Here is a 24,181-nt window from a genome sequence, read left to right on the forward strand (position 1 = left end):
CCATGAACAATAAAAAAAGCTTTGTTATCATTGATCTCCATGGATTAACTCTACTAACCTCTCTAATCCATCAAGAAGTCGTGGGGAAGGTCTGCAATATAACTCTTCCTCAAGAATCAGAATTCGGTCATCATTATTAAATCCTAGCTGGTTAAATCCAGACCGCTTTTTAACGATGCTTTTTTGAATCTTTTCCTTCCTCACTCCAACCCAAGCAAGACAAATAAAATCGGGCTTACGACTTATTACATCCTCCCAATCTGTCTGAACACTTGCTAGATCAACATCCTGAAAGATATTCCCTGCACCAGCTGCCTCGGAAATCTCAGTGAGCCAGTTTATTTTTCCGGGTGTAAAGATCGGTTTTGGCCACCATTCCCAATATAACCTAGGTTGGTAACTTAAATTCGCACACTGATGTTTTACTTTTTCAAGCCGGAAACGAAATTCCCGGGTCGCTTCTACTCCCCGTTCAACTTCCCCTAAAGCTTCAGCGGTTGCCTTTAAATCATTTTCAATATCAGTCAGTGATTGCGGATTTAAAATAAGATGTGGAATTCCTCGTTCTAGTAAAGCTTCCACGTTTTTCTCCATTCCTGGAACACTTAAAGAAGCAAGGACCAAATCAGGCTGCAATTGTTCAACTAAATCCATATTAATGGACAAATCTGGACCTAACTTTGGGAGCCCTTCGATTGTGGCTGGCCAATCGGAGAAGTCGTCCACACCTACTAATAAGTGTGTTAACCCCAGGTACTCCATAAGTTCTGTATTACTTGGGCACAAAGAAATCACTCGCATCATTTAGCCTCTCCCCTATTTACAGATAAAACGCATGGATGAAAACATTATCCATGCGTTTTGGTCGTTTTTATTTCCGTTCCCCTTCTACTGCTTCCCCCAACTGAAACAAAAAACGATAAATGAGTTGGAACGCCTCACCAATCGTTATCTCCTCGTGAAATCCCTCCACATAATTTAATGCAAAGTTCAAATTCCATAACCCATCCTCTAGACTGAACATTAAATCAAATTTTGCTTCATCTCCGTGTAAGAGGTTATTCAAATTTTCTTTTAATGCTTTTTCAAATTTCTTTTGCTGCTTCAAACCTAACATAACATCGTAGGTTCCGAACACATCATCTGCTTCTAAAGAAACAGCCTCAACACTAATTAGGTCAAACCAATTCGATTCCATATAGATAAATTCATTTTTATGCTTTTTTAAGTAATCCAAACGCTCATTTAAAAATGATGATGATTCATTCTTCAGCATGTTCTCTGATTCTTTGTCACAACGCTCAATATAGGCATCAGAGAATCGTACACTAGGATCCATCTCGGAAAATTGCAGATTATCTGCTAATTGGTTTCTTTCGACATACTCTTTTTCTTCTTTAAAAATGGTAATACTTTTTCCGTTGGGGTTATTTTGTTGTTCGGTTATGTATTGTTTGATTTGGTCTTTTAACATCAGAATATCCTCCTATGATTCACTTATCTGCTCTAATTTTGATTGTTTATGACTAAAAAAGCAAATGTTTAGTAAGGTTTTGTTAAACTTGCCTGAAGAATTCCGCTCAAGGTTCTTGCTTTCTATGGGTAGTTTAGATAAAAAAAGAGGCGACTTTTAGTCACCCCTCACTTACTTTTTAGTTCTCCGCTAATTTTGCTTTTACCTTATGAGTAGAAGGTTTTACATCTCCTGGATCTTCCGCTTGCTTCGCTCGTTTAATAAAAAGGGCAAGAACCAAAGCAAGACCGGCGATAAAGACAGTAACAAAGAATGCGTCATTAATTCCTTCTAACATGGCTTTCATCTGAATATCATGCTGCATTTTTAATTGCATGGCTTCCGTAATTTTTACTGACGGATTTGGTACAGCCTTCTTGGCAGCTTCAATCAGTTCAGTAGCATGTGTTTTCGCACGGTTTGTCATCACTGTTACCAACAATGCCGTACCAATCGCACCAGATACCTGCGACATCGTATTGTTCATCGCTGTACCGTGTGGATAAAAGCGTGCTGGTAACTGATTTAATCCATTAGTCGTTACTGGCATATTCACCATCGACATCCCAAACATGCGGATTGTATATAAAATGATTAAATGAGTATACGTTGTTTCAAGAGTTAATTGACTAAACATATAACTAGTTACCACGGTAATCCCTAATCCAATAATGGCTAAAGTACGTCCACCAAATTTATCGAATAATTTCCCTGTAATTGGCATCATAATTGCCATTGAAATGGCACCTGGAAGCAACAATAAGCCTGCATCTAAAGGGGAAATTCCTCGAATCGTTTGGACATAAATTGGCAGGAGGATCATCCCTGAAAACAGCGCCATTGTAACAATCATAGAAATAGCAGATGATAAAGCAAACATTGGGTATTTATAAATCCTGAAGTTAAGCAGTGGTCGTTCTTGACTTAATTGACGTAGGATAAATATTACCAAGCAAATAACCCCAATAGCAAGAGTACCATACACTTGAGGGCTATCCCAACCTTCTGTACCTGCTTTACTAAAACCATAAAGAATTCCGCCGAAGCCGATACTTGATAAAACCACAGCTAGGAAATCCAGGCTGATATCGACTTTTTCCTTTTTATCTTTAAGTAAGAAAACACCAAGTAAAACAACGATAATCGCGATTGGTGTGACAAAATGGAAGAGCATTCTCCAGTCGTAATGTTCAATTATCCAGCCCGATAAAGTCGGTCCAATGGCCGGAGCAAACATTAACACTAAACCAAAAACCCCCATCGCCATTCCACGTTTTTCGACTGGAAAACTAGTTAACATAACATTCATTAACAACGGCATCATGATCGCTGAACCGGAAGCCTGAACCATCCTGCCAGTTAATAACAATGGAAAGGCATGAGCAAATCCAGCTAAAACTGTTCCGAACGTAAACAAAATCATTGCAGCTAAGAATAACTGACGAACTGAAAATTTTTGAATTAAATAGGCTGATAAAGGAATGAGAATTCCGTTCACTAACATAAAACCAGTCGTTAGCCATTGAACAGTTGCTGCTTCGATGTCTAAATCCTTCATGATAGACGGTAGTGCAATATTTAGTAATGTATTATTTAAGAATGCAATAAAAGCTCCAACCATTAGGACAGCAAGAATTCCGTAGGGTGGTTTGCTAGTCTTTTTTATTGTTTGGTCCATTAAATCTCCCCCTATAATATATGTTCATTTTTTTATACCCCTGTTTCACACTTAAATAATAATATACGCTCAGTTTAATTTTTGCAATTAAAAAAACCTACAAAATTATGGGTTTGTATTGTTGCTTTAAATAATGGTACTATATTTTTATACTAATAGTACAAATTGAAATAAAGGTGATCTTATGAATGACCGGAAGCAGCATGTAGTAAATATGGCTCATCAATTATTCATCGAAAAAGGATTCCAAGCCACGTCTATTCAGGATATTTTAGACTATAGCGGAATTTCAAAAGGGACATTTTATAATTATTTTTCATCTAAAAGCGAATTATTAATCGCGATTTATAAAACAATTTATAAGAAGCTGGAAAAAGAGCGAAACGATTTATTAATCGGTCAAAAACCTTCAAGTATTGAGATTTTCATTAAGCAAGTGGAAATGCAAATGATTACTAATAGGAAATATAAATTAATTGCCCTATACGAGGAGGTATTGTCCTCTAATGATGCCGACCTCAAACAATTTGTCCAACGGAGTCGTTTAAATTCGCTGCGTTGGTATTACAATCGGTTTATCGACATCTTCGGCGAAGAGAAAAAACCTTTCCTGTTAGACTGCGCGATTATGTTTCAAGGGATATTACAACATAATGTGCAATACAATAGAATGGCCCATGAATCTGGCGAAAAAGTAAGCAGTGTTGTTCGCTACAGTGTGGCGCGCTTGGTTAAAATTGTTGATGAGGTTTCTGAATCTGGCGATCAATTAATTGAACCTAAAACGCTAGAAAAATGGGTCCCTGGCTGCCAAAAAAACAATCTAGAGATCATCACCCAGTTGATGAAAATAGCTGCGACCATGAAGGCATCGATAATGAAGAGCATTCAGGTTGTAGAAGAGCAAAGCAAATACAATGAACTTTTAGATTTTATTCAAGAAGAAATCATCCATACAAGATCACCAAGAAAGTTTCTTATTCAAAGTGCCCTGTTATCTTTAAAGGAAAACCCTGAACCAGTTTGGAAAAAAGAACTCGAACAACTTAATGAACTGATTGAGGCTTTTTATAATCTATCAGAAGAGGATGACACAAACCCCTAATCCAAGGATTAGGGGTTTGTGTATGTAACTTTTTGATTATTTGACCAGCACTTTGCTGGATTTCCCAAATAAAATAATTCCTTGAATATTGTTTTACCACAACGATGGCATCTTCACCAGTCTTTGTAAAGATTAACCCTGATCCCATTTGTTCTTGAAACTTCCACCCTTTTGATTTCATATATTTTTTTACCACATTATAGCTGCTATTTCCACTACTTTCGGACAAGTATCTGCTTCGTTTTTCTGTTTTTGAGAACAGCTCAAATTCAGAATCGGAAAAGTGAAGCTTCATGGCAGAAATAATTAATGGTAATGGATTCCCCTCCTGAAAAATCGCAGAACCAAAACTGCTAACAACTAGACCAAATCCTATGACCAAAACAATCAATAGGGTAACAGCTATTTTTCTAATCCCCTCCACCCGTTCGCCTCCTTATTTATCTATTTCTATATAATAAGACGACGGATGGGTATTTTTGGTTACGGAAAAGAATATTACATTTTCATTAAATTTAGTTTTAAGATGACGGTATTGAAATTATTTTTATGGGAGTAAGAAGTTTTTAATATAGGTAAAGCTGCATTAATAGGGGTATTATAATGGACATAATCAATGCGGAGGCAATCATCGCTATACTCCCCATGACCCCTTCTATTTCTCCCCATTCAAATGCACGGTTGGCACCAATTGCCTGTGCTGAGGTTCCTAACGCTAAGCCTTTTGCAATTCTACTTTTAATCCGAGTAAAATTTAAAAGAAATGGCCCAATCATTAAAGAAAATACCGCCGAAATACAGACAAACAAAATCGTAAGTGACGGAATTCCACCTAATGACTGGGATACTGATAAGGCAATTGGAGCCGTGACCGATTTTGGAATAAGCGAAAACATAATTTCCTTACTCATGTGTAAATATTTCGTCAGCAAGAGAATTGAAATGACACCAGTCACTGTACCTGGCATGACTGCCCAGAAAATAATTAAGAAGTTTTTTCTAATAATTCTTACATGAGTATATAAGGGAACAGCAAGTGATACAGTAGCAGTTCCTAATAAAAGTGAAAAAATTCCTGTTCCAGATGAATATTGGGTCACTTGAATATGAGAAAGCGTCAATAAACCAATGATGAACACAGTCACAGTATATAACGGATTTAACCATGCCTTGTTATAAGTTTTAAATACCTTATTTCCTACTGCATAACTCAAAACAGTTATGCTGGTACATAACAATAGATTAGAAATCATGGTTCCCATTTTTTTCACTCCTTTTTCTTCTAGTTTCTAAATACTCAGCAATAAATGCTGTAACAAGAAGAACAACCAAGCTGCTTGCTACTAGGATGATTGCTAATTTTATTCCTTCTACTCGAAAAATCCCTGCAAAATGCCAAACACCTACTATAAATGGAATAAATAGAAGAGTTATATGTTTAATATGCAGCTGGGCGGCTGCTTCGACCCATTTGAGCTTACAAACACCTGACAGCAATCCAATGAATAAGAGAGCCATCCCAACAATACTTCCTGGGACAGGAAGATTAAGCCAAGTAACGAGCCTTGTTCCAATCAAATATATCCCTAAGATTGTGATAAACTGAGCAATAGTACGAACCATTTGGCTCACCTCCCTGCTTTTAGACTAATAACCTATGATTCTTTTAATAAATGTGATCTCAATTTATTTCTTTAAGTCAGTATTGCATACCTTTTTGAGTTTTTCTGTAAATATGGAATGGTTTCTAACATAAAAATTTTAAAATTGATTTCATTCATGTTAGAATAACTTACTTTTTTTTTCAAATTGCACCTCATAAAGCAAAAAAAGCCGATTCCCACTAGTAGGAACGGCTAAAACTGCATATTTAAATACCTATTTAAGAAAAGATTTAGGCATGACAACAGCGACGACCTCTCCACGGGCACAGAGAATATCATTCGCGTAAACCTCTGTCTCGATCTTAAACTTTTTAGGATGTATTTCATGTACGGTTCCAATTGCTTTTAAAGGTATACCATGTGGTGTGGGTTTGAGAAAGTTCACATTCAATGAAGCAGTCACGAACCTTGGGGGCTCTGCTCCATCCCCTGCTTCATGTCCATTTTTCCGATGGAGTGCGAGTGCAGCTGAACCAGTCCCATGACAATCAATTAATGAAGCAACAATTCCTCCATAAACAAAACCTGGCAATGCAAGGTGGTTGTTATCTGGTGTAAAGATCGTTACCGTCTGTTCCCCATTCCATCCTGTCCGAAAATGATGCCCCTCTTCATTTAACCGACCACAGCCATAACACCAGGCAAAATCATCCGGATACACATCTTGAATTGCATTTACTACCTTTTCTACCATTAAATTCTCCTCCTCTTCCGAAAACGCTTTCATTGACATGATATCATTGAAAATTTTCTCCGGTCAATTAATTGACTTATTATTTAAACTATGAACTTTTTTCACATGGTGCCTGACACCAAAATAATTGACTAAATTTTCAAATAATATAAGATATTAATTAGGATTACGAATGAATAAAAAGGTGGAGATTTGATGGAAAGAACGGTTGAGAAACGGCTTACTCGCTCAGAAGTCCCCGAAGAATTAACATGGAACCTTGCTGATTTATTTCTGTCCGAAGAAGCATGGGAAGCTGAAATAATAGACATTGAAAAAGCAATTGTAGAGTTTGAACAATTTAAAGGTACCTTACATACAAGTTCTGAAGCTTTATTGGCTTGTTTATGTGCTCAAGAAGTGTTATCAATGAAAATCATCAAAGCGTGGACATATGCTAGTTTAAAGCAATCAGCGGATGGCTCTGATCCTGAAAATCAGGCAAATATGGCAAAGTTTTCTGCCTTACGGACAAAAAGTTTGGCTAGTTTATCATTTATTAACTCAGAAATCCTTGCTTTTGAAGAAGGAATCATTGAACAATACCTGCAAGAAGAACCTAAACTCGCCGCTTATAAGAAAAACTTAATGGAGCTTCTTGAAACAAAAAAGCATAAGCTTTCACCTGAAACGGAAGAAGCCTTGGCGGCACTTGGAGAATTACAAGGGGCTCCTTATCAAATCTATCAAATGACAAAGTTAGCGGATATGCAGTTCGCTCCGATTCAAGATGCGGATGGTAACGAATTACCCGTATCGTTTGCATTGTTTGAAAGTCGATATGAATTCTCACCTGATACAGATGTCCGCAGGAAAGCCTATCAATCTTTTGTCTCAACGTTAAAGCAATATAAAAATACCATGGCAGCGACGTTTGCCACCGAGGTCAAAAAACAAGTGACCCTGGCAAGCTTACGAAGGTATGACTCAGTGATCGATATGCTTCTCGAGCCGCACCAGGTAACCCCTGAAATGTATAACAATCAGATCGAAATTATCTATAAAGAATTAGCACTGCATATGCGCAAATTCGCGCAGTTAAAGAAGCGAATTCTAGGGCTGGATCAGATGAAATTTTGTGACTTAAAGGCACCATTAGACCCTGATTTTAATCCGGAAACAACATATGAAGAAGCAAGTCAAATCATTCTGAATTCGTTAAAAGTAATGGGACCTGAGTATAGCAGCATCATTGAAAAAGGCATTAAAGAGCGCTGGGTCGACCTTGCCGATAATGTAGGGAAATCAACGGGAGCCTTCTGTTCCAGCCCTTATGGTTCACACCCATTTATTCTTATTACTTGGCAGAATAATATGCGCGGTTGTTTCACCTTAGCCCATGAATTGGGTCATGCGGGACATTTCTTTTTAGCAAATAAAAATCAACGAATCATGAATGTGCGTCCATCGATGTATTTCATTGAAGCCCCTTCAACGATGAATGAAATGCTATTAGGTCAGCATTTGCTATCCACAACCAATGATAAACAAATGCGCCGCTGGGTCATCCTACAATTGCTTGGAACCTATTATCATAACTTTGTTACACACTTACATGAAGCAGAATATCAACGCAGAATTTATGCTCTCGCTGAAAGTGGAATTTCGTTAACCGCCAAAACTTTAACGGAAGTAACGGGTGAAGTCCTATCGGAGTTCTGGGGAGACACCGTGGAAATCGATGAAGGTGCCAGCTTAACATGGATGCGTCAGCCACACTATTACATGGGCTTATACCCTTACACCTATTCAGCAGGATTGACGGCATCGACTACAATTGCTCAATTAATTCAGGAGGAAGGTCAGCCTGCAGTTGACCGGTGGCTCGAGGTTCTCCGTGCCGGTGGGACATTGAAACCAATTGAGTTATTAAAACATGCAGGGATAGATATGTCGAAGCCGGATCCAATTAAGAAAGCAGTAGAATATGTCGGATCCTTGATTGAGGAACTAGAAATGTCTTATCAATAATTAAGTGAAATACCGGGTATTACTGATTGGGTCCCGATTTCCATTAAATAGGTAGTCAATCCATTGATTGACTACCTATTCTTTGCCTTCTGCTTAATTCATTTACAAAAATATTCACAAATCTTTGGCACTTAACCATATCATTCCTTTGTAAGCTAAGCTCAAGCTTCAGAGTAACCATTAAATTTGTGTGTACGTACAGCATATCCTTAAATTCATCAACCGCTCCACAAAACTTCGGGTAACCACTATCCCCTGTGCCAATTACACCTGTCAGTACCGTCTTTACATCCTGTGTTTCGAAGGCACGATAAAGCTTCATCATTTCATAAGGAATTTCGCCATTTCCCCACGTGTAAGTTCCAATCACAACGGCCTCGTAATTAGTTAAATCCATGATAGGAAATTCTTCAACTCGAAAAAGAGTGACATCAATCTTTTCCTCTAAAAATAACTGCCAAATCAAATGAACTACTTCTTTTGTATTTCCAGTTTTTGAGGAATATACAATGGCCATTGTCATAATTCATCGAAACCATTTGATTGGGTTACCTTTGCATAGGTCCTTGACTTCTGTTCAAAAAAATCGGATTTTGTTTCATTCATCATTTCATCACTAAAAACATGGATCCACGGCATGGGGTTCTCTCTCTCTTTAAATAAGTTCTGTAATCCAAGCTGGCGCAACCGCTTATTTGCAAGGTATTCGGTGTATTCTTCGTACTCGCTCAAGTCAATACCATCGATATCCTTCAAAATCACATGGGCCCATTCTTTTTCAAGCTGGACAGCTTGTCCTACCGTTTTATACACATAATCAATATTCGCCTCTGTATTCAATTCCGGATTTTCTGTTAACAGAATTCGTAGAAACTGTGCCATAAAATAGGCATGCTGCATTTCGTCTCGTTGAATATAACTTATCATCGTACTTGTCTTTAGCATTTTTTGCTGACGGGCAAGGTGATAGAAAAAAGCAAAGCCAGCATAAAAATAAATGCCTTCAAGATTAATAGAGTTCACACCTAGTTGAAATAAATTTTGCGGTGTAGGATTGTCTCGGAAACTCTCATATGCATCTAGAATCAATTGGTTTCTTTTTCGTACGATTGGATCATTTTTTGCTTGATTAAAACGCTCTTTTTGCTCACTTATTGGTACAAGTGAACTTAATATATAGGAATACGATTCATTATGTACCGCTTCCTGCTGGGCAATAACCGCAAATATTGCCTTAAAACTAGAATCAGTCACATAGTCCATCACCTGACACATGGTAGGTGTCTGCAGGCTATCTAATGAAGCAAGTTGTGTATTAATTCGCAAGAACACATCTTGTTCTATTGAACTGAGAAGGTCCCACTGTTTAATATCATCTTGCATATTAATCTCCTGGGCCTTCCAAAAATTTGACAATAAAGTCTGATATAAATCGTATATCTGAGGGTAGGCAATATCGTTCCAGTTGAGCAGACCTGATGAATGTCCGTTGATGATCCCCGTTGATTTATTAGGAAACTCAGGATTTAGTAGTTTAATTCTTGACATTGGTAAATGAATATCCATATTTTACTCTCCTTCAATCTAATCTAAAAGCAGTTTTCGTAAAGAATGTTGTTAATTAACCCGCAGCCCGAATACACTTCGCTTTCCGCGGGTGAGGTGTGAGCCTCTTCGCTCGTACCTCGCAGTGGGGTCTCACCCTGCTCACTACTCCCGCAGGAGTCTTCGTGTATTCGGGCTGCTCAGTACTACTTAGAATGTTTTCCATCTTATTTCAAGAACAACAAACTTTTAGAAAACAGTGATCTAAAAGGGTGTTAGCTATGGCATGCCTCACATTCGTCGATTTCTGTTTGCGAGGTGCTTCTCACATAATAAGTGGTCTTTAACCCTTGCTTCCAAGCTTCCATATGAAGATTAAGCAAGTCTTTGGCTTTAATATCGTGTCTTACATAAAGGTTAAAGCTAATCCCCTGGTCAATATGGCGACCGCGTGCTGCATTCTGTTTAATACTCCAAATCTGATCTATTTCATGTCTCGAACGACGATAATACTCGTAGGTTTTATGATTTAAATCAGGTGCCGTCACTTTAAATTTAAAGTTCTTTTTTTCCTCTGCATATTCAACCGAATAGATAGGATCGATACCATCTGTCGAGCCTCCTATTTTCGCCGTTGATGAGTTAGGAGCGATCGCCATTAACCAGCCATTCCTAATGCCATGAGTACCTACAGCACCCTTTAACTCATTCCACCTTTCTGATAGGTAACCTTTTCGTTCGAAATACATCCCAGTATCCCATTCAGACCCTTTAAACTGGCTGTAAGCCCCTTTCTCCTTTGCTAGTCCCATTGACGCACGGATCGTATAATACGCAATTTCTTCATATAAACTATTTGCATATTTAACCGCCGCTTCAGATTCCCAGTATATCCCTTTCAAGGCTAAAAGGTGGTGCCAGCCAAACGTTCCCAGACCCACCGCTCTGTACCGTTTATTTGTTAATTGCGCCTGTCCAACCGAAATTGTATTTAAATCGATAACGTTATCGAGCATCCTTACTTGGATTTGAATTAATCGCTCTAAGACATCTGCAGGAACTGCTTTTGCTAGATTTATAGAAGATAAATTACAAACTACGAAATCACCTGGCTTCCGAACCATCACGATATGGCCATCTTCATTCTGGTACTCGTTTATAATTGTCGTTGCGGACATATTTTGAGCTATTTCTGTACATAAGTTACTGCAGTAAATAGAAGTTCGGCCTTTACCTAAACCATGCTTATTTGGATTTTGCCTGTTGACTTCATCACGATAGAACATATATGGCGTGCCTGTTTCTAATTGAGCCACCATGATCCGTGTCATAATATCCATTGCTCGGTAGGTTTTACGAGGTAGAAGCGGGTTTTTAATGGCTTCTTCATATTTCTCAGAAAAATATTTAACATCCGTTTCATCATAAAAATCCTCAAGTCCTAAATGGTTACCATGTTCATCCTTCCAACCCATCATTTGTTTTACTTGATGGGGACAAAATGTATGCCACTGTCCAATACTTCTTCCCTGCTCATCTCTCTCTTCCAATTTTTTCATAAAAAGATCGGGTATAGAGACACCTGTGAAAATATCATGGGCTTTACGGCGTTCATCTCCATTATTTGTTTTCAAATCGAGAAACCCGTTCATAATATCTCTATGGAACAAATCTAGGTACACCGCAATGGCACCTTGGCGTTGTCCTAACTGATCGACACTGACAGCTGTATCATTCACCAATTTTATCCACGGCACCACACCTGAAGAGTTTCCTTTGAATTTCTTAATATCGGAACCAAGTGCACGAACTTTACCATAATAGATCCCAATCCCTCCGCCATCCTTACTTAACCGAGCAATATCCCAATTATTTAAATAGATGCTATCAAGGGAATCATCAACTGTATCAATAAAGCAGGAGGAAAGCTGCCCAAAGCTTTTCCCTGCATTCGCTAAAGTCGGGGTTGCCACCGTCATATATAAATTACTTAATGCCCAATAAGCTTCCTTCACAAGTTGGAGGCGGATCGGCTGCTTTTCATACTTCATAAGAGTCATGGCAATAATCATGAACCGTTCCTGCGGGAGTTCATATACATTTCGGTTATGATCTTGAGCAAGATAACGATCCGCCAGTAAAAATAAACCTATGTAATTAAATAAAAAATCTTTATCTGGATCAATCTCTTTTGCTAATTCATCGATTTCATCTTTACTATATAAGTTTAATAGATCATTAGAATAAATCCCGATATCGGTTAATACTTTTAATAATTTATAAAAGTCACCATATTTTAAAGAACGGTCATATCCGCGGCTTTTTGCAGATTTCCCATATAATTCATTTAAATAAAAGCGGGCAGCAATAAATGTCCAATCCGGTTGGTCCATAGCAATTTGGTTCACTGCATAAAGTAATGCTTGCTGGTTTGCTTCTAACTCTGTTACATTCAGTTCGCTTATTCGGTTTTTTAGTTCTGTTGTGTTAATTTGATATTGTCCTGTAACTTGTTCAATAGCTTCTAAAACATAATGAAGTTCGGATTGTAGTTCCTTAGTCATCATTTCAATTCCCCCTATAATAAAAAAATCCGCTCAACGGTAATTGAGCGGATGAAACGATAACTATACAAATGGAAAAAAATCAAATCCCTTTTGTCGCCATCGTTCATCTTCTCAATCCCCGAAGAAGTTGAAACAACTTAAGAAAGACAGGTCTCCTGACTAATACTTCTTCCTACTTTGAACCCTTCCCATATAAGTACCTAATCAATTAGACAGTTTTATACAGTGGTTTGTTCATTTCGTCAGCATTTACAGTTGCGGGGGCAGTTCTGGATTTACACCAGATTCCCTTTTAAGCCACAATGGCATCATCTCTTAAGGCTAACACAATATATAGTTTTATAATTATCATTCGAAACAATATATAGTGAATCAATTAAATTAAATAATAGTATAGTAAATAAAATATTTCAAGTCTATTATTATATAAAAATGAAACTTATCTGGGTTCATATCCGTAAATGAAGAAAGATCAAGTTGAAAAGGGGCATTTATATGGGGAACATATTTCTATTTACGTTGATTATCGGGATTGCTGCGGCACTTATTCTAATACCTATTTTTAAACATGATCAAGCAAGTAAAAAGGAAGGAAAAAAACTAAATATCGGTGTCTCCATTGCTGTTGTTGTGCTTCTCATGCTAGCTGTGTTTTCATTCTATTATTTCAGTAATTTTGATAGAAATTTCACCTCATTATGGCCGTTAGCAATTATTGTTTCCGCTGCTGGAGCCGTTCTTTCCAATGGTACAGAAAGAAAGATCAAAGGACTACTTTTCCTCGCAAGTCTTTGCCTGGGGATTTATTTCTTAACTGCCTTTATTTTTAATGCTGATAAAAAATATGAAGTGGCCAAGATGGCTGAAAAGGTGGAGATTCAAACCTTTGATGAAAAAGAAACACCTGCCAGTGTTCCGCCACAGTTTGCCCGTAACAAAATGAAAAAGGCATTTGGGCAAGTACCGAACACAAGCTACTATGAGCTTGGAAACCTGCAAATTCAAAAGCTGCACGGTGACTATGTATATATAGCTCCCGTTGAATTTTCAGGATTTTTTAAATGGTGGAAAGGAGAAAGTACACCTGGCTATTTTACATTGAGTGCAACTGATTCCAGCGCTAATCCTAAATTCATCAAGTCAGATATGGTATATAACCCTTCCTCTTATTTTAATAAAAATATTGAGCGGCAGATTCGCATGAAATATCCGAAGAAAATTTTCTATGGTGATGTTCAATTAGAAATTGACGAGGATGGAAAACCGTTTTATATCCGTACCTATGGAGAATTTATTTCTGCTCGAAATGGCTTTACAACTAAAGGGCTCGTCGTCGTCGATTCAAAAACTGGGGCAATGAAAGAATACCCGTTATCAGATGTCCCCGAATTTATCGATGGGGCCGTCTCTCCTGAAGCCGTGAGTTTGCAAAACAGTTATTATGGGAACCTCGTTCATGGATTTTGGAATAGTGTATTCGGAAAGTCTGACGTAAAACTCCCCTCTGATGAAGGAACAGAGTCAAATGTAAGTCCGATCTTTGATGAAAATGGAACAATGTATTATTTCACTGATTTCACCAGTCCTAAAGAAGGTGTCGATTCCATGCTTGGTTACTCGCTGACTAACTCACGGACTGGAAAAGCAACCTTTTATACCGGAAACCCAGAGCAATCTTATATGGATTCACAAGGGGCCTTGCAGATTATTGAAAAGAAATTTATTGAAAAGAAATGGCTTGGACAAATGCCGATTCTCTATAATTTTTATGGGGAAGCAAGTTGGTTAACACCCGTATTGGATTCAAACGGTTTTCTGCAAAATTACTTTATTGTATCAGCAGCTAATCCAGAGATTTCCGTATACGCCAACACGCCAAATGAGGCTCTTAGACAATATAAAACAGCCTTACAAAGGGGCAAGGGCACTGTTGACGGAAGTTCTAAAGCAGAAGAAAAACAAATCAGCGGTACAGTGATGAGAGTCTATAAGGAAAAAAGCGGAGATTTCACCGTTGTCTCATTCTTATTAAACAACCGCCAAAACTTTATGATTTCTTCAGAAAAAGAACCACTCGCTATCTACCTAAAAGAAGGAGATAAAGTAACCATCAGCTACTTCGACACCGGCGATGACTTCCTTCCCGCCAAAGAGTTAGCAATAGAAGCCTTACAATAGGATAACAAAAATAGGGTGTCAGGCACCACTTGGTGCCTGACACCCTATTTTTTACTGAAACCTTTGAATACGACTTTGAATTTGATTAGTGAACGGTTTAGGTTGGGCTGAAATATAGTTAACTAATGCATCAAGGTCAACGGGACCAATATCTTTGTTTTGTGCTTGGGTGAATACGGTAAATCCATCGCCGCCTCCAGAAAGAAAGATATTCGCTGTCACTGAATAAGATTTATTTGAATCAATTTCCGTGCCATCTGGAAGCTTAATGCTCACTACCCTTTGCCCGATTGGTTTATTTGGATCCCATGTATAGCTTAAACCAGAAATTTGGAGCATGTTCGTTTTGGTTGCACCCCACTGCTGGTTTAGCAATGCACGAATCTGCTGTCCAGTCATCGTCATTTTGACTAAGTCATTATTAAAGGGTTGAACGGTGTAAACTTCTCCCCAGGTGATCTCACCAGGGTTGATGTCTGCTCGAATACCACCAGGATTCATAAATGAGAATTCGGTATTCAGCGCCTTTCTTTGTGCATCGGCAATGAAATCACCAAGGACAGACTCTCCATTCTCATTTTGCTTAGCGGTCAGACTTTCAGCTGAAGACCCGACCACCCGATTAACAATGGGTTTCACTTTTGCTTCATAGCCCTCGATCATTTGTTTAATGTCTGGATCTGGCTTTACTCCATCCTGGAACGTAGTTACGATCTCTGCTGTCTTTGAAACTATATCCTTGGTTTTTGGATCAATCTCAATATCTACATCTGAGAAAGCTGTGCCATAGGAATAGGATTGAACCACTAATTTATTATCAATCGTTGCGTTCATATAGGCATGATTATGGCCGCCAAATATGATATCCACTTCATCGTCTACACGATTGGCAATATCCACAAGTTGCCCAGTTGGATTTTCTCCATTTGGACCTGATGTACCTGGGTTATGAGCTAAAATGACAATCGATTTTACCCCTTGTTTTTTCAACTCCGCTACATTCCGATTAATCGCCTCTACTTCATCTGTGAACTTTAATCCCGCCACACCACTCGGGACAACCAGCGTCGGAGTCTCAGTGGTCACCACACCGATAAAGCCGATTGGCATTCCATTTACTTTGATCACTTGATAAGGCGGCAGAATCGTTTTTCCAGTTTTTTCATTGATCACATTCGCAACAATCCATGGAAAATTGGAACCTGCAAAATTGCCCGTTTTCGGATGTGATCCTCCCTTAATCAAGCGAAGCAGTTCCGTTAGTCCTTCATCAAATTCATGATTACCAACAGTTCCGATATCAAAACCGATTTTGTTCAAGATTTCAATTGTCGGTTCATCCTGTAAAAGGGCGGAAACGGGCGGGCTTGCTCCGACCATATCTCCAACTTGAACCAGAAGCGTATTTTTATTTTCTGCTTGGCGCTGTTTTAAATAAGCGGCTAAATAATCAACCCGTCCAGCTGGTTTCCCGTTTACGTTCCGGGTAACATTTAATTGACCATGCAAGTCATTAATTCCTAAAAGTTGAATCTGAATGAACCGATTATTCGCTGCAGGTGCTTTTCCCTTTTTAGGATTTTTCGCTTCTGGACGATCCGATTTATGACCATGATAGTCTTCCGATAATCCTTGGTCCTTTCCTTTTGTTGGCTTTTGTCTGCTAGCCTCAACAGACGGGGATTGAAGTATCGATTGATTAGGTTGATCAGAATCTTTAACGTCCCTAGCTGCTGCACTTTGATGTTCAAATCCTCCCAATAAGAAAATGAGAGTCAAAGAAATAAATGCTTTTTTAAGCCATGCCATGTAAATCCTCCTACTATTTTTTCAAAGAACCATGGTATTTTTTGTTTTCCAAGGAAGGAATATACATGTTTTTCATGGCATAAAGTCATGGTACCTGACACCCGTTAATGTTTCGCCATCAGACCTTGGTAGGCAGCTGATGTTCTTACTTCAATTGTTAAAGATCCTTTTTTGTAGATAGATTTGATGATAAATGGGGCCCCGTTCGTATTCTGAAATCTGAAATCGGGACCGCCATAGGATACGGTGGCATCTCTGCCTGCAGGCACATAACCGACTGACAAAGAATGATGATGCTTTTCAATATAACTAACACCTAATTTGTCTACCGCATTAAACAAGGTAGAAGAAGTCTGGCAAATCCCGCCGCCAATTCCATCAACTAACTGTTTATTAACGATTTCTTTCGCTTTTTGATAACCGTGCTTGGCATCACTTGGCCCAACTGTAGTATTAAAAGAGAAAATATCTCCGGCTCCAACAATGAAATTATTAATCGCTTCTGCCGACAATTCGATATTTTTTGACCGGCCGACGACCCCGCTGTTAAATCTTGTGGTGAAGGTTGCAACGACAACTTCCCCTAAATGTTTCACATCCTCCGGTTTATAGCCGCTCTCGGTCACATATAGGGGCAGTTCCACGTCTCCTCCCGCTGCCGATGCTGTTATCACCTTTTCAACCAATTCTGTTTCTTCTAAAATAATTCTCGGTTTTCCTTTAATGATCTGACCATTAGCATCCATCTTATCCAGGACCATTCGTTGGTCATAGCCAGCGGTACTTTCCGTTCCTCTTGCCAGGTCCTGTGCCCACTTCTTTAGTTCCTTTTTATACGCATCGTTATCTGTTCCAAATCCCATATCGACTGGAAGGAAGGTTTTAATAATGGATTTTGTAGTTGGATCAATTACATTGACCGCAATCGGTTTTGGTGCTTCCTCCTTCTGTGGTTCTTCTTGTGGTGTTTGAACTGGCTTTTGTTTAGGCTCCGTAACCTTTTCCTCCACCGCCTTTTCATTCACTGTTTTCCCTGTACAACCAGCCAGCCAAAGTAAACTGCAAATGACTAATACTGAAATTACCCACGAACGTTTTGTCATTTCCCCTAACCTCTTATCCTATATTTTCATGCAGTGACCTAGGACTTCCAATTGCAGTCCATTCATTCTCCGATTTTATTCACATGAACATGGCAATATGATTGATAAGTTTTATTTAGAAAAAAATTCAGCTCCTTTTGACAAAGGAGCTGAATTAATCACAAGAAACTAAATTATTCTTCATGTCATTGATCTATCTAACGCTACTCTTCATCATGGAATGAATCGTTTTCGGTTCAGGTAAAGTCCGTTCATTTTTCTTATAGGCATGCCAATAGGCCATCGCAATAAATACCGATCCGCCCACCGCATTTCCTAGAAAGACAGGGATAAAATTCTCCAGATAAGCTAACCAAGTAAAATGCCCTGCAAAGATCGCTGCAGGAATCACAAACATATTCGCCACTACGTGCTGAAAACCAATCGCGACAAATGCCATGGTCGGAAACCAAATACCGGTAATTTTTCCAACCATATCATTGGCTCCATAAGAAAGCCACACAGCCGAAGCAACGAGCCAATTGCAGCCTATCCCCGAAATAAAGGCTTGGAGAAAAGTAGCTTCTAATTTATGGTCAGCGATACTAATTGTTCTTTCCAAGAACGGTCCTGTTTCCGTAAGGCCAATTATATGTCCAAAAAAGTAAGCCACAAAAATTGCTCCGATAAAGTTACTGACTGTTACAAGAAACCAATTATAAATAACGTCCCTCGTGCTAATCTTATGTGCCATTCGAGCTAGTGGCACAGCCATCATATTGCCTGTTAATAACTCTCCGCCTGCAAGCAATGTGAGGACAAGACCAATTGGGAAAACAGACGCACCAATCAAACTACTCAACCCTTCTAAATTACCTGTGAGAGTTGCCGTTACGCGAATAAAAAGTAAATAACCTAAAGCAATGAAGGCACCTGCTTCAAAACCTAAAATCAGTGTTTGTAAAGGAGGGTAATTTGATTTTTTCACTCCATTTTCGACGGTAATTTCCATGATTTTTTCGGGTTTACTGTATCCCATCAGATGTTCTCCTTTTTAAAAAACTAGAGTGTTTTACTTTGTGATATATTTAACATATTCATTTTATAACAAATTCTTCTAAAATCCTGTGAATATTTCTTTAACTATTTTAGAGCGCTTACAATTATCTTTGTAATCTTGCTTTTATATTCAATTTTACTTACTTCACTCTTTTAATAAAGGTATACTGTTTATCGAGGTGATATGGTGAAAAGTGTAAACAAAATGCAGGAGGTTTGTAATGATAAGAGCAGTCTGACAGAAGAAAGATGGCAGGCCATTATCAATAATGATTGTTCATACGATGATCAATTTTTTTACGGTGTTAAAACAACCGGTATTTTCTGTCGTCCATCCTGCAAATCCAAAGCTCCCAAAATTGAAAATGTCCAGATTTTTTTAAAAGCAGAACATGCATTGGCTGAACATTTCCGCCCTTGTAAACGCTGTAAGCCAAACGGACTTCGTCTCCCAAATGAAGACTGGGTAGGACAGATTACTAATTACGTTGACATGCATTTTAACGAACCGTTAACACTCGAAAACTTAGCAGATATTTGTCACGGCAGTCCTTATCATTTGCAGCGGACATTTAAGCAGATTAAAGGTATAAGCCCCATTCAATATATCCAGCAGACACGAATTACTCATGCTAAGCAGAATCTAGAAACTACAGATAAAACGATAAATGAAATCAGCATGGAAGTGGGAATCCCGAATTCAGCTTATTTCGCCACTCTTTTTAAAAAAATAACCACCTATACGCCATCAGAATATCGTCATTTGAACCGAAAGAAATAAAGATTGGAGATTTTTTTCAATGGATAAGAAAATAATTTACTGGAGTCTCTTCGTTCATGGCCCATGGAAAATGTACCTTGCAGCAACAGCAGAAGGACTTTGTTATGTTGGGTCCAATTATAAAGAATTTGAGGAACTAAAAAACTGGGTGCAGAAAAAGTTTCCCCAGCACCAATTGGAGCAAGATGATAATCGATTACAGATATATGCTGACCAATTCGCTGAATATTTTCAAAGAATGCGGATGTCGTTTACTTTTCCAATCGATTTTTACGGAACTCCCTTTCAACAATCTGTTTGGAACGCCTTAAATGAAATTCCTTATGGGTGCACACATCATTACACGGAAATTGCGGAAATCCTGCAAAAGCCTAAATCGGTTCGTGCCGTGGCCTCTGCGATTGGGGCTAATCCGATCTTAATCACTGTTCCCTGTCATCGCGTGATTGGGAAGAATGGGAAACTCACTGGTTTTCGGGGTGGTTTAGAGATGAAGGAATCGCTATTGGAATTGGAAAAAGAGCCTGCCCACACGAAGGGAATGACCATTCATGCCAAATAGTATTTCCGACCGGATCGCAGCACTTGACTGGGAGGAATTGCAGCAAATCCTAGATACGCAGGGCTTTGCTAAACTTCCTCCATTATTGGATCCGGATCAATGCCAGGAACTGATCCATACCTATGAGAATCCAGCTAATTTCAGGAGCACCATTAATATGAAGAGATACAGGTTCGGGGAAGGAGAGTACAAATATTATCAAGCTCCCCTCCCGTCAGTACTGCAACAGCTACGCACTGACTTCTACCCGGAACTTGCCAAAACAGCAAACTGCTGGTTAGAGCAGCTTAGAAAAGAACCCACTTATCCACCCAGCCTGTCAGAATTTCTCGAATACTGTCACGTTCAGGGGCAGACTCGCTCTACACCGTTAATTCTTAAGTATGAAACCGGCGGTTATAATTGTTTGCACCAGGATTTGTATGGTGAAGTGTACTTTCCATTCCAAGTGCTTTTTGTACTAAATCAAAGGGAGAAAGATTATACCGGTGGTGAATCCATTCTTGTCCAACAACGGCCACGGGCTCAAAGCCGCGGGCATGTCATTACACTGGAACAAGGTGAAGGACTCATCTTTCCAACGAACTATCGTCCCATCGAAGGAACGCGTGGCTATTATCGGGCGACTATAAGGCATGGGGTCAGTACAGTGACATCGGGTTCTCGCTATGGTTTAGGAATTATTTTCCACGATGCGAAATAATTGTAGAAATGACAAAATAAGCAAAAAAAGAATGGCTGGAAGAAATCTTCGAGCCACTCTTTTCATGTATTATTTCCCAAATAATCCTGAGATTTTTACTGTTTACAACTGGACAAGGATATCCAGTTGTTTTATTTTATATATGATTTTGATACATAACCTGTCTTTTTACCATATTTGATTTTATTCCATGAGCCGGTTGTTGAGATAATCGTTACTGTTTGATTTTTCTTTAATGTACCAATTACTTTACTTTTTGTAGTGGCTGAGGCACGTACATTCAGTCGTGTTACCTTCACTTTTCCGGTTTTTGTTTTGATTACTTTTTTTACAATGAAGGATGATGTTGCACTTGAACGATTCTTACTGAAGTCAGTAGCTGACATCACCACTGAATACTTCCCATTTGTAAGGGATGCGGTGCTGTATCCTAGGTTGATGGTACCCGCTTTTGTTAATCCATCTTTTTTTAAGTAGCTGAGGATTTTACCTGCGCTGTTTTTAATATATACGGTTACTTTAGCCGTCTCGTTTGTTTTGAAAGAAATAGCTGCTTTATTTTTCTTGTTATCTACACTTGCCTTAACGCTGCTAAATTTAGGAGCGGTCGTGTCTTTTTTTACTTCAAAGGATGGTAATGCTGAAGATTTGTTATTACTCAAATCGACGGTAATGATCCCTGCATAATATTTTCCATTGGATAAAGAATAACTGTTATATTCTTTGGTAATCGTACCTACTCCTGTTAGAGCATCTTTTAATAAATAAGCGAAGATCTTGCCATTGCTGTCCTTTAAATAAATAGTTACTTTTGCTTTTTCGTTAGTCTTAAAGCTTATAAAAGTTTTATTTTTCGAATTATCGACATTTATTTTGACTTCACTTATTTTTGGGGCGGTTTTATCTTCAATCGGTGTTGGTACGGCTGGTTCTACTGCTGTTTGTTCATCTGTTTGCCCTGCAGGAGTTGATGCTGATGGCCCTCCTTGTGCTTGTTCATCCGTCGGCCCAGCTGTTTGTTCTGTCGTTTCTGTTTGTTCGGTTGGTTCAGCCGTATCTTGAACCACCGGCTGTGGTCTGTCACCATATTCTTTTACAATAGATGCGCCTTCATAATAAAAGGCGAGAATCTCATTGTATTTTTGCTGTCCGATTTCAGCACGGTTCTGGGCACCCCATTGACTTAAACCTACGCCATGGCCATCACCAAATCCTGATACTGTAATGGTTTCGTCCGTTTTTGCAATGCTTGAAACAAGATAACTCAACATCGTCCGAATGCCAACCATGGCTCGAATTTGTGACGCTGCTACATTTTTGTATTCTTTTTTTTGTGGGATATACGCACCATTTTCGTCAACTTGATCTTTTGTAAAAAATTCAACCGTTATATCCCCTTTCGATACACGACCACCTGATGTTAGTGTGTATAAACTTAGGATAGGAATGGCTGTAATTTTTATTTCTTTACCAGCAAAGCCATGAGTGGACATCCACGCTTTTATCGTATTTGTAATGGTAACATCTTTTTCTTTCATTTGACTCCATGATAAATTGGCTGGATTAAATTGTTGTTTACTTACAAAGAATTTCCATGGTGTTTTAGCATCGAAAGGATCATCGTTAATCGGCAAATAAGAGAGAGGCGAAGAACCCCAGACATTGGCATTTGATTCTGTTTTCCCGCCATTACTTGCAGAGAAAACAGCACTAATAAGTCGACCGCTTACCTTAAGGACTTCCCCTTTTGTTTCATCCACTGCCGCTGAGCTATTGGGTTGCCAATTGTAACCACCATATACTTGATAATTAATCGTATCATCGATAGTTATCGATTTATAGGATAGTGCATAGGTTCTAGCCGCTACCGCTTGCGTTTTTAAGGCCTCACGGTTCCAGCTCATATACATTTCAGAAGGGACTACGCCTTTTAAATAATCTTCTAAATAAATTTCATTAATTGGTCGAACATACTTTGAATTTTCAGGAACAAATTGAAATGAACCCAAATATTTCAGATTGTTAATAGATAAATAGTTAGTTTCGTTAGCTGGTATTATTTGTACGGTTTCTGAGGAATATAACGGTATGGTTCCATCTAGGATCGTAATTTTATTATTATCGTATTTTACGAGATACGACTTACCAGTTGTTAATTGGACTGTTGAATCTTCAACCAAATAAGTACCAGTTGGTTTTATAGTAATCTCGGTTTTGTTACCAAGATTATTTACCAATTTCACTTTTATTTTTGGTTCTAAATTTTCAGCTGACACACCTATTTTCAGCATGTTAAACAATAAGAGGAAGGCCAAGAAACCTGCAGTCAATTTTTTCAAATTTATTCTCCATTCATAAGAGTATAAAGTCCTAATAAATAGAATCATACTTTATGAATCTATTTATTAACAATATGATAATATTGGTAAATCAAAATTCCCGTTGTTACCCACTGGACTGTTCAAGTGCAATATTTTCCGACAAATATCTACATACATCGAGTTAAGTCAGCAAGCATTGTGAAAATATGATATAATATAAATACTTACTGATATTTTAGCGAGTGACCGAATAAGAAAAACTCCTTATCATTTCAAAAGTTCTTACGTTTCTCCATCATTGCCTCAATGAAATTCATTATCATGTATCGACAATAGAATTATTAGGAAGGGTGTTTTCATGGAAGATTTTATCGAAACTGTTTATTGCTTGGAGAATCCTGAAAAGAAGATCATTAAATTCGCAACTGGCACCCAGCTGCGCTATGAGGACGTTATAAAAGAGGTTTTTGGCGTAGCGTGTATTAATGATGTACACATGATGCTTCAATACAATAAGAGTTTTCAAACAAGCATTTGTAACAGCCATGGGATTAGTGAAAAGAAGATAACTTTAGATAAAATTATTCGTATAGCTTCAAAGCTAGACATGCTTCGTCTCAAGAAGCAATTAATCGATCAAAAGAAAAACAGCGTTGATGAAACAGCTCAAGACAATGATTTTCCCATTACCCGCCCATTCGATGCAACAATCAAGCTTCAAGAAGGAATCTTTGAATGGGACGACACCGATTTCTCCTATAATGCAGTTAAGCCAGGTGCCTAACACCTTTGTGGTTACTAAAGTAACCAACAAAGGCTAGGTGCCTTTTTTTTCTTCTGTAAGGGTTCAGGCACCATAACCGCAGGTTTTCATTCTACCTAAAAAACCTCCCATCAGGATTAATGGAAG

21 protein-coding genes and 1 riboswitch are annotated in these 24,181 nt (G+C 38.4%); of the genes, 7 read left to right on the forward strand and 14 right to left on the reverse strand.

The features are described from left to right. Window positions 1-27: 27 nt before the first annotated feature. The 3 genes from ACJ004_RS06585 to ACJ004_RS06595 all read right to left on the reverse strand — a co-directional run bounded on the left by ACJ004_RS06585 (window position 28) and on the right by ACJ004_RS06595 (window position 3,191). Window positions 28-801, reverse strand: coding sequence for a cobalamin-binding protein (locus ACJ004_RS06585; RefSeq protein WP_410892137.1), 774 nt, complete (start codon window positions 799-801; stop codon window positions 28-30). 70 nt (window positions 802-871) lie between these two features. Next, entirely contained in the window at window positions 872-1,474 is a 603-nt protein-coding gene (locus ACJ004_RS06590; RefSeq protein WP_410891947.1) for a branched-chain amino acid aminotransferase, read from the reverse strand. A 178-nt stretch (window positions 1,475-1,652) separates the two neighbouring features. Beyond that, complete coding sequence (locus ACJ004_RS06595; protein ID WP_410891948.1) at window positions 1,653-3,191, reverse strand: DHA2 family efflux MFS transporter permease subunit; 1,539 nt, start codon at window positions 3,189-3,191, stop codon at window positions 1,653-1,655. A gap of 184 nt (window positions 3,192-3,375) precedes the next feature. Between ACJ004_RS06595 and ACJ004_RS06600 the strand changes: the two genes are divergently transcribed. Then, on the forward strand, window positions 3,376-4,296 hold the full coding sequence (locus tag ACJ004_RS06600) for a TetR/AcrR family transcriptional regulator (protein ID WP_410891950.1): 921 nt from the start codon (window positions 3,376-3,378) through the stop codon (window positions 4,294-4,296). Here the strand turns inward: ACJ004_RS06600 and ACJ004_RS06605 are convergent. From ACJ004_RS06605 to ACJ004_RS06620, 4 genes are all read right to left on the reverse strand, one after another. Then, the gene (locus ACJ004_RS06605) at window positions 4,238-4,720 is read right to left on the reverse strand and encodes a hypothetical protein (protein ID WP_410891952.1); all 483 of its coding nucleotides are present in this window, start codon (window positions 4,718-4,720) and stop codon (window positions 4,238-4,240) included. The genes ACJ004_RS06600 and ACJ004_RS06605 overlap by 59 nt on opposite strands. A 142-nt stretch (window positions 4,721-4,862) precedes the next feature. Continuing rightward, entirely contained in the window at window positions 4,863-5,558 is a 696-nt protein-coding gene (locus ACJ004_RS06610; RefSeq protein WP_410891954.1) for an LrgB family protein, read from the reverse strand. Next, window positions 5,539-5,919 carry a CidA/LrgA family protein gene (locus ACJ004_RS06615; protein WP_410891955.1) on the reverse strand — a complete coding sequence of 127 codons (381 nt, stop codon included), beginning with the start codon at window positions 5,917-5,919 and terminating at the stop codon, window positions 5,539-5,541. The genes ACJ004_RS06610 and ACJ004_RS06615 overlap by 20 nt, the downstream gene beginning before the upstream one ends. Before the next feature lie 255 nt (window positions 5,920-6,174). After that, complete coding sequence (locus tag ACJ004_RS06620) at window positions 6,175-6,654, reverse strand: PaaI family thioesterase (protein WP_410891957.1); 480 nt, start codon at window positions 6,652-6,654, stop codon at window positions 6,175-6,177. A gap of 195 nt (window positions 6,655-6,849) precedes the next feature. Between ACJ004_RS06620 and pepF the strand changes: the two genes are divergently transcribed. Continuing rightward, on the forward strand, window positions 6,850-8,664 hold the full coding sequence (gene pepF / locus ACJ004_RS06625) for an oligoendopeptidase F (RefSeq protein WP_410891958.1): 1,815 nt from the start codon (window positions 6,850-6,852) through the stop codon (window positions 8,662-8,664). A gap of 55 nt (window positions 8,665-8,719) precedes the next feature. Here the strand turns inward: pepF and ACJ004_RS06630 are convergent, their stop codons facing one another. The 3 genes from ACJ004_RS06630 to ACJ004_RS06640 form a co-directional block, all read right to left on the reverse strand. Beyond that, window positions 8,720-9,187 carry a flavodoxin domain-containing protein gene (locus tag ACJ004_RS06630; RefSeq protein ID WP_410891960.1) on the reverse strand — a complete coding sequence of 156 codons (468 nt, stop codon included), beginning with the start codon at window positions 9,185-9,187 and terminating at the stop codon, window positions 8,720-8,722. After that, a complete protein-coding gene (locus tag ACJ004_RS06635) occupies window positions 9,184-10,230 on the reverse strand; it encodes a ribonucleotide-diphosphate reductase subunit beta (protein ID WP_410891961.1) in 1,047 nt (348 codons plus the stop codon). The genes ACJ004_RS06630 and ACJ004_RS06635 overlap by 4 nt, the downstream gene beginning before the upstream one ends. A gap of 254 nt (window positions 10,231-10,484) precedes the next feature. After that, a complete protein-coding gene (locus ACJ004_RS06640) occupies window positions 10,485-12,776 on the reverse strand; it encodes a ribonucleoside-diphosphate reductase subunit alpha (RefSeq protein ID WP_410891962.1) in 2,292 nt (763 codons plus the stop codon). 129 nt (window positions 12,777-12,905) lie between these two features. Further along, a riboswitch (cobalamin riboswitch) is annotated at window positions 12,906-13,104 on the reverse strand. A gap of 167 nt (window positions 13,105-13,271) precedes the next feature. Here ACJ004_RS06640 and ACJ004_RS06645 point away from each other — a divergent pair. Then, complete coding sequence (locus tag ACJ004_RS06645; RefSeq protein WP_410891963.1) at window positions 13,272-14,954, forward strand: hypothetical protein; 1,683 nt, start codon at window positions 13,272-13,274, stop codon at window positions 14,952-14,954. 51 nt (window positions 14,955-15,005) lie between these two features. On the opposite strand, the gene ACJ004_RS06650 is transcribed toward ACJ004_RS06645, so the two are convergent. From ACJ004_RS06650 to ACJ004_RS06660, 3 genes are all read right to left on the reverse strand, one after another. Beyond that, window positions 15,006-16,763: a bifunctional metallophosphatase/5'-nucleotidase gene (locus tag ACJ004_RS06650; RefSeq protein ID WP_410891964.1), complete on the reverse strand. Its 1,758-nt coding sequence runs from the start codon at window positions 16,761-16,763 to the stop codon at window positions 15,006-15,008. 104 nt (window positions 16,764-16,867) lie between these two features. Then, the gene (locus tag ACJ004_RS06655; RefSeq protein ID WP_410891966.1) at window positions 16,868-17,866 is read right to left on the reverse strand and encodes a VanW family protein; all 999 of its coding nucleotides are present in this window, start codon (window positions 17,864-17,866) and stop codon (window positions 16,868-16,870) included. A gap of 193 nt (window positions 17,867-18,059) precedes the next feature. Continuing rightward, window positions 18,060-18,884, reverse strand: coding sequence for a formate/nitrite transporter family protein (locus ACJ004_RS06660; protein WP_410891968.1), 825 nt, complete (start codon window positions 18,882-18,884; stop codon window positions 18,060-18,062). Window positions 18,885-19,088: 204 nt separating this feature from the next. Here ACJ004_RS06660 and ACJ004_RS06665 point away from each other — a divergent pair, with 204 nt between their 5' ends. From ACJ004_RS06665 to ACJ004_RS06675, 3 genes are read left to right on the forward strand one after another with little or no spacing between them, the layout of a single operon-like run. Continuing rightward, a complete protein-coding gene (locus tag ACJ004_RS06665) occupies window positions 19,089-19,685 on the forward strand; it encodes a bifunctional transcriptional activator/DNA repair enzyme AdaA (protein WP_410891970.1) in 597 nt (198 codons plus the stop codon). Window positions 19,686-19,704: 19 nt separating this feature from the next. Then, window positions 19,705-20,247: a methylated-DNA--[protein]-cysteine S-methyltransferase gene (locus ACJ004_RS06670; RefSeq protein WP_410891972.1), complete on the forward strand. Its 543-nt coding sequence runs from the start codon at window positions 19,705-19,707 to the stop codon at window positions 20,245-20,247. Continuing rightward, window positions 20,237-20,950, forward strand: coding sequence for a 2OG-Fe(II) oxygenase (locus tag ACJ004_RS06675; RefSeq protein ID WP_410891974.1), 714 nt, complete (start codon window positions 20,237-20,239; stop codon window positions 20,948-20,950). The genes ACJ004_RS06670 and ACJ004_RS06675 overlap by 11 nt, the downstream gene beginning before the upstream one ends. A gap of 131 nt (window positions 20,951-21,081) precedes the next feature. Here the strand turns inward: ACJ004_RS06675 and ACJ004_RS06680 are convergent, their stop codons facing one another. Then, on the reverse strand, window positions 21,082-23,289 hold the full coding sequence (locus tag ACJ004_RS06680; protein WP_410891976.1) for a SpoIID/LytB domain-containing protein: 2,208 nt from the start codon (window positions 23,287-23,289) through the stop codon (window positions 21,082-21,084). Between the two features lie 340 nt (window positions 23,290-23,629). Between ACJ004_RS06680 and ACJ004_RS06685 the strand changes: the two genes are divergently transcribed. After that, entirely contained in the window at window positions 23,630-24,055 is a 426-nt protein-coding gene (locus tag ACJ004_RS06685) for a hypothetical protein (RefSeq protein ID WP_410891977.1), read from the forward strand. Window positions 24,056-24,181 lie beyond the last annotated feature (126 nt).

The organism is Neobacillus sp. 204 (assembly GCF_046562815.1).
Taxonomy (GTDB): Bacteria; Bacillota; Bacilli; order Bacillales; family Cytobacillaceae; genus Neobacillus.

Excerpts from the sequence above, each read along its gene's own strand:
- ACJ004_RS06585 (WP_410892137.1), bottom strand. The coding sequence starts at position 801 with ATGCGAGTGATTTCTTTGTGCCCAAGTAATACAGAACTTATGGAGTAC.
- ACJ004_RS06590 (WP_410891947.1), bottom strand. The coding sequence starts at position 1,474 with ATGTTAAAAGACCAAATCAAACAATACATAACCGAACAACAAAATAAC.
- ACJ004_RS06595 (WP_410891948.1), bottom strand. The coding sequence starts at position 3,191 with ATGGACCAAACAATAAAAAAGACTAGCAAACCACCCTACGGAATTCTT.
- ACJ004_RS06600 (WP_410891950.1), top strand. The coding sequence starts at position 3,376 with ATGAATGACCGGAAGCAGCATGTAGTAAATATGGCTCATCAATTATTC.
- ACJ004_RS06610 (WP_410891954.1), bottom strand. The coding sequence starts at position 5,558 with ATGGGAACCATGATTTCTAATCTATTGTTATGTACCAGCATAACTGTT.
- ACJ004_RS06615 (WP_410891955.1), bottom strand. The coding sequence starts at position 5,919 with ATGGTTCGTACTATTGCTCAGTTTATCACAATCTTAGGGATATATTTG.
- ACJ004_RS06620 (WP_410891957.1), bottom strand. The coding sequence starts at position 6,654 with ATGGTAGAAAAGGTAGTAAATGCAATTCAAGATGTGTATCCGGATGAT.
- pepF (WP_410891958.1), top strand. The coding sequence starts at position 6,850 with ATGGAAAGAACGGTTGAGAAACGGCTTACTCGCTCAGAAGTCCCCGAA.
- ACJ004_RS06630 (WP_410891960.1), bottom strand. The coding sequence starts at position 9,187 with ATGACAATGGCCATTGTATATTCCTCAAAAACTGGAAATACAAAAGAA.
- ACJ004_RS06635 (WP_410891961.1), bottom strand. The coding sequence starts at position 10,230 with ATGGATATTCATTTACCAATGTCAAGAATTAAACTACTAAATCCTGAG.
- ACJ004_RS06640 (WP_410891962.1), bottom strand. The coding sequence starts at position 12,776 with ATGATGACTAAGGAACTACAATCCGAACTTCATTATGTTTTAGAAGCT.
- ACJ004_RS06645 (WP_410891963.1), top strand. The coding sequence starts at position 13,272 with ATGGGGAACATATTTCTATTTACGTTGATTATCGGGATTGCTGCGGCA.
- ACJ004_RS06650 (WP_410891964.1), bottom strand. The coding sequence starts at position 16,763 with ATGGCATGGCTTAAAAAAGCATTTATTTCTTTGACTCTCATTTTCTTA.
- ACJ004_RS06655 (WP_410891966.1), bottom strand. The coding sequence starts at position 17,866 with ATGACAAAACGTTCGTGGGTAATTTCAGTATTAGTCATTTGCAGTTTA.
- ACJ004_RS06660 (WP_410891968.1), bottom strand. The coding sequence starts at position 18,884 with ATGGGATACAGTAAACCCGAAAAAATCATGGAAATTACCGTCGAAAAT.
- ACJ004_RS06665 (WP_410891970.1), top strand. The coding sequence starts at position 19,089 with ATGGTGAAAAGTGTAAACAAAATGCAGGAGGTTTGTAATGATAAGAGC.
- ACJ004_RS06670 (WP_410891972.1), top strand. The coding sequence starts at position 19,705 with ATGGATAAGAAAATAATTTACTGGAGTCTCTTCGTTCATGGCCCATGG.
- ACJ004_RS06675 (WP_410891974.1), top strand. The coding sequence starts at position 20,237 with ATGCCAAATAGTATTTCCGACCGGATCGCAGCACTTGACTGGGAGGAA.
- ACJ004_RS06685 (WP_410891977.1), top strand. The coding sequence starts at position 23,630 with ATGGAAGATTTTATCGAAACTGTTTATTGCTTGGAGAATCCTGAAAAG.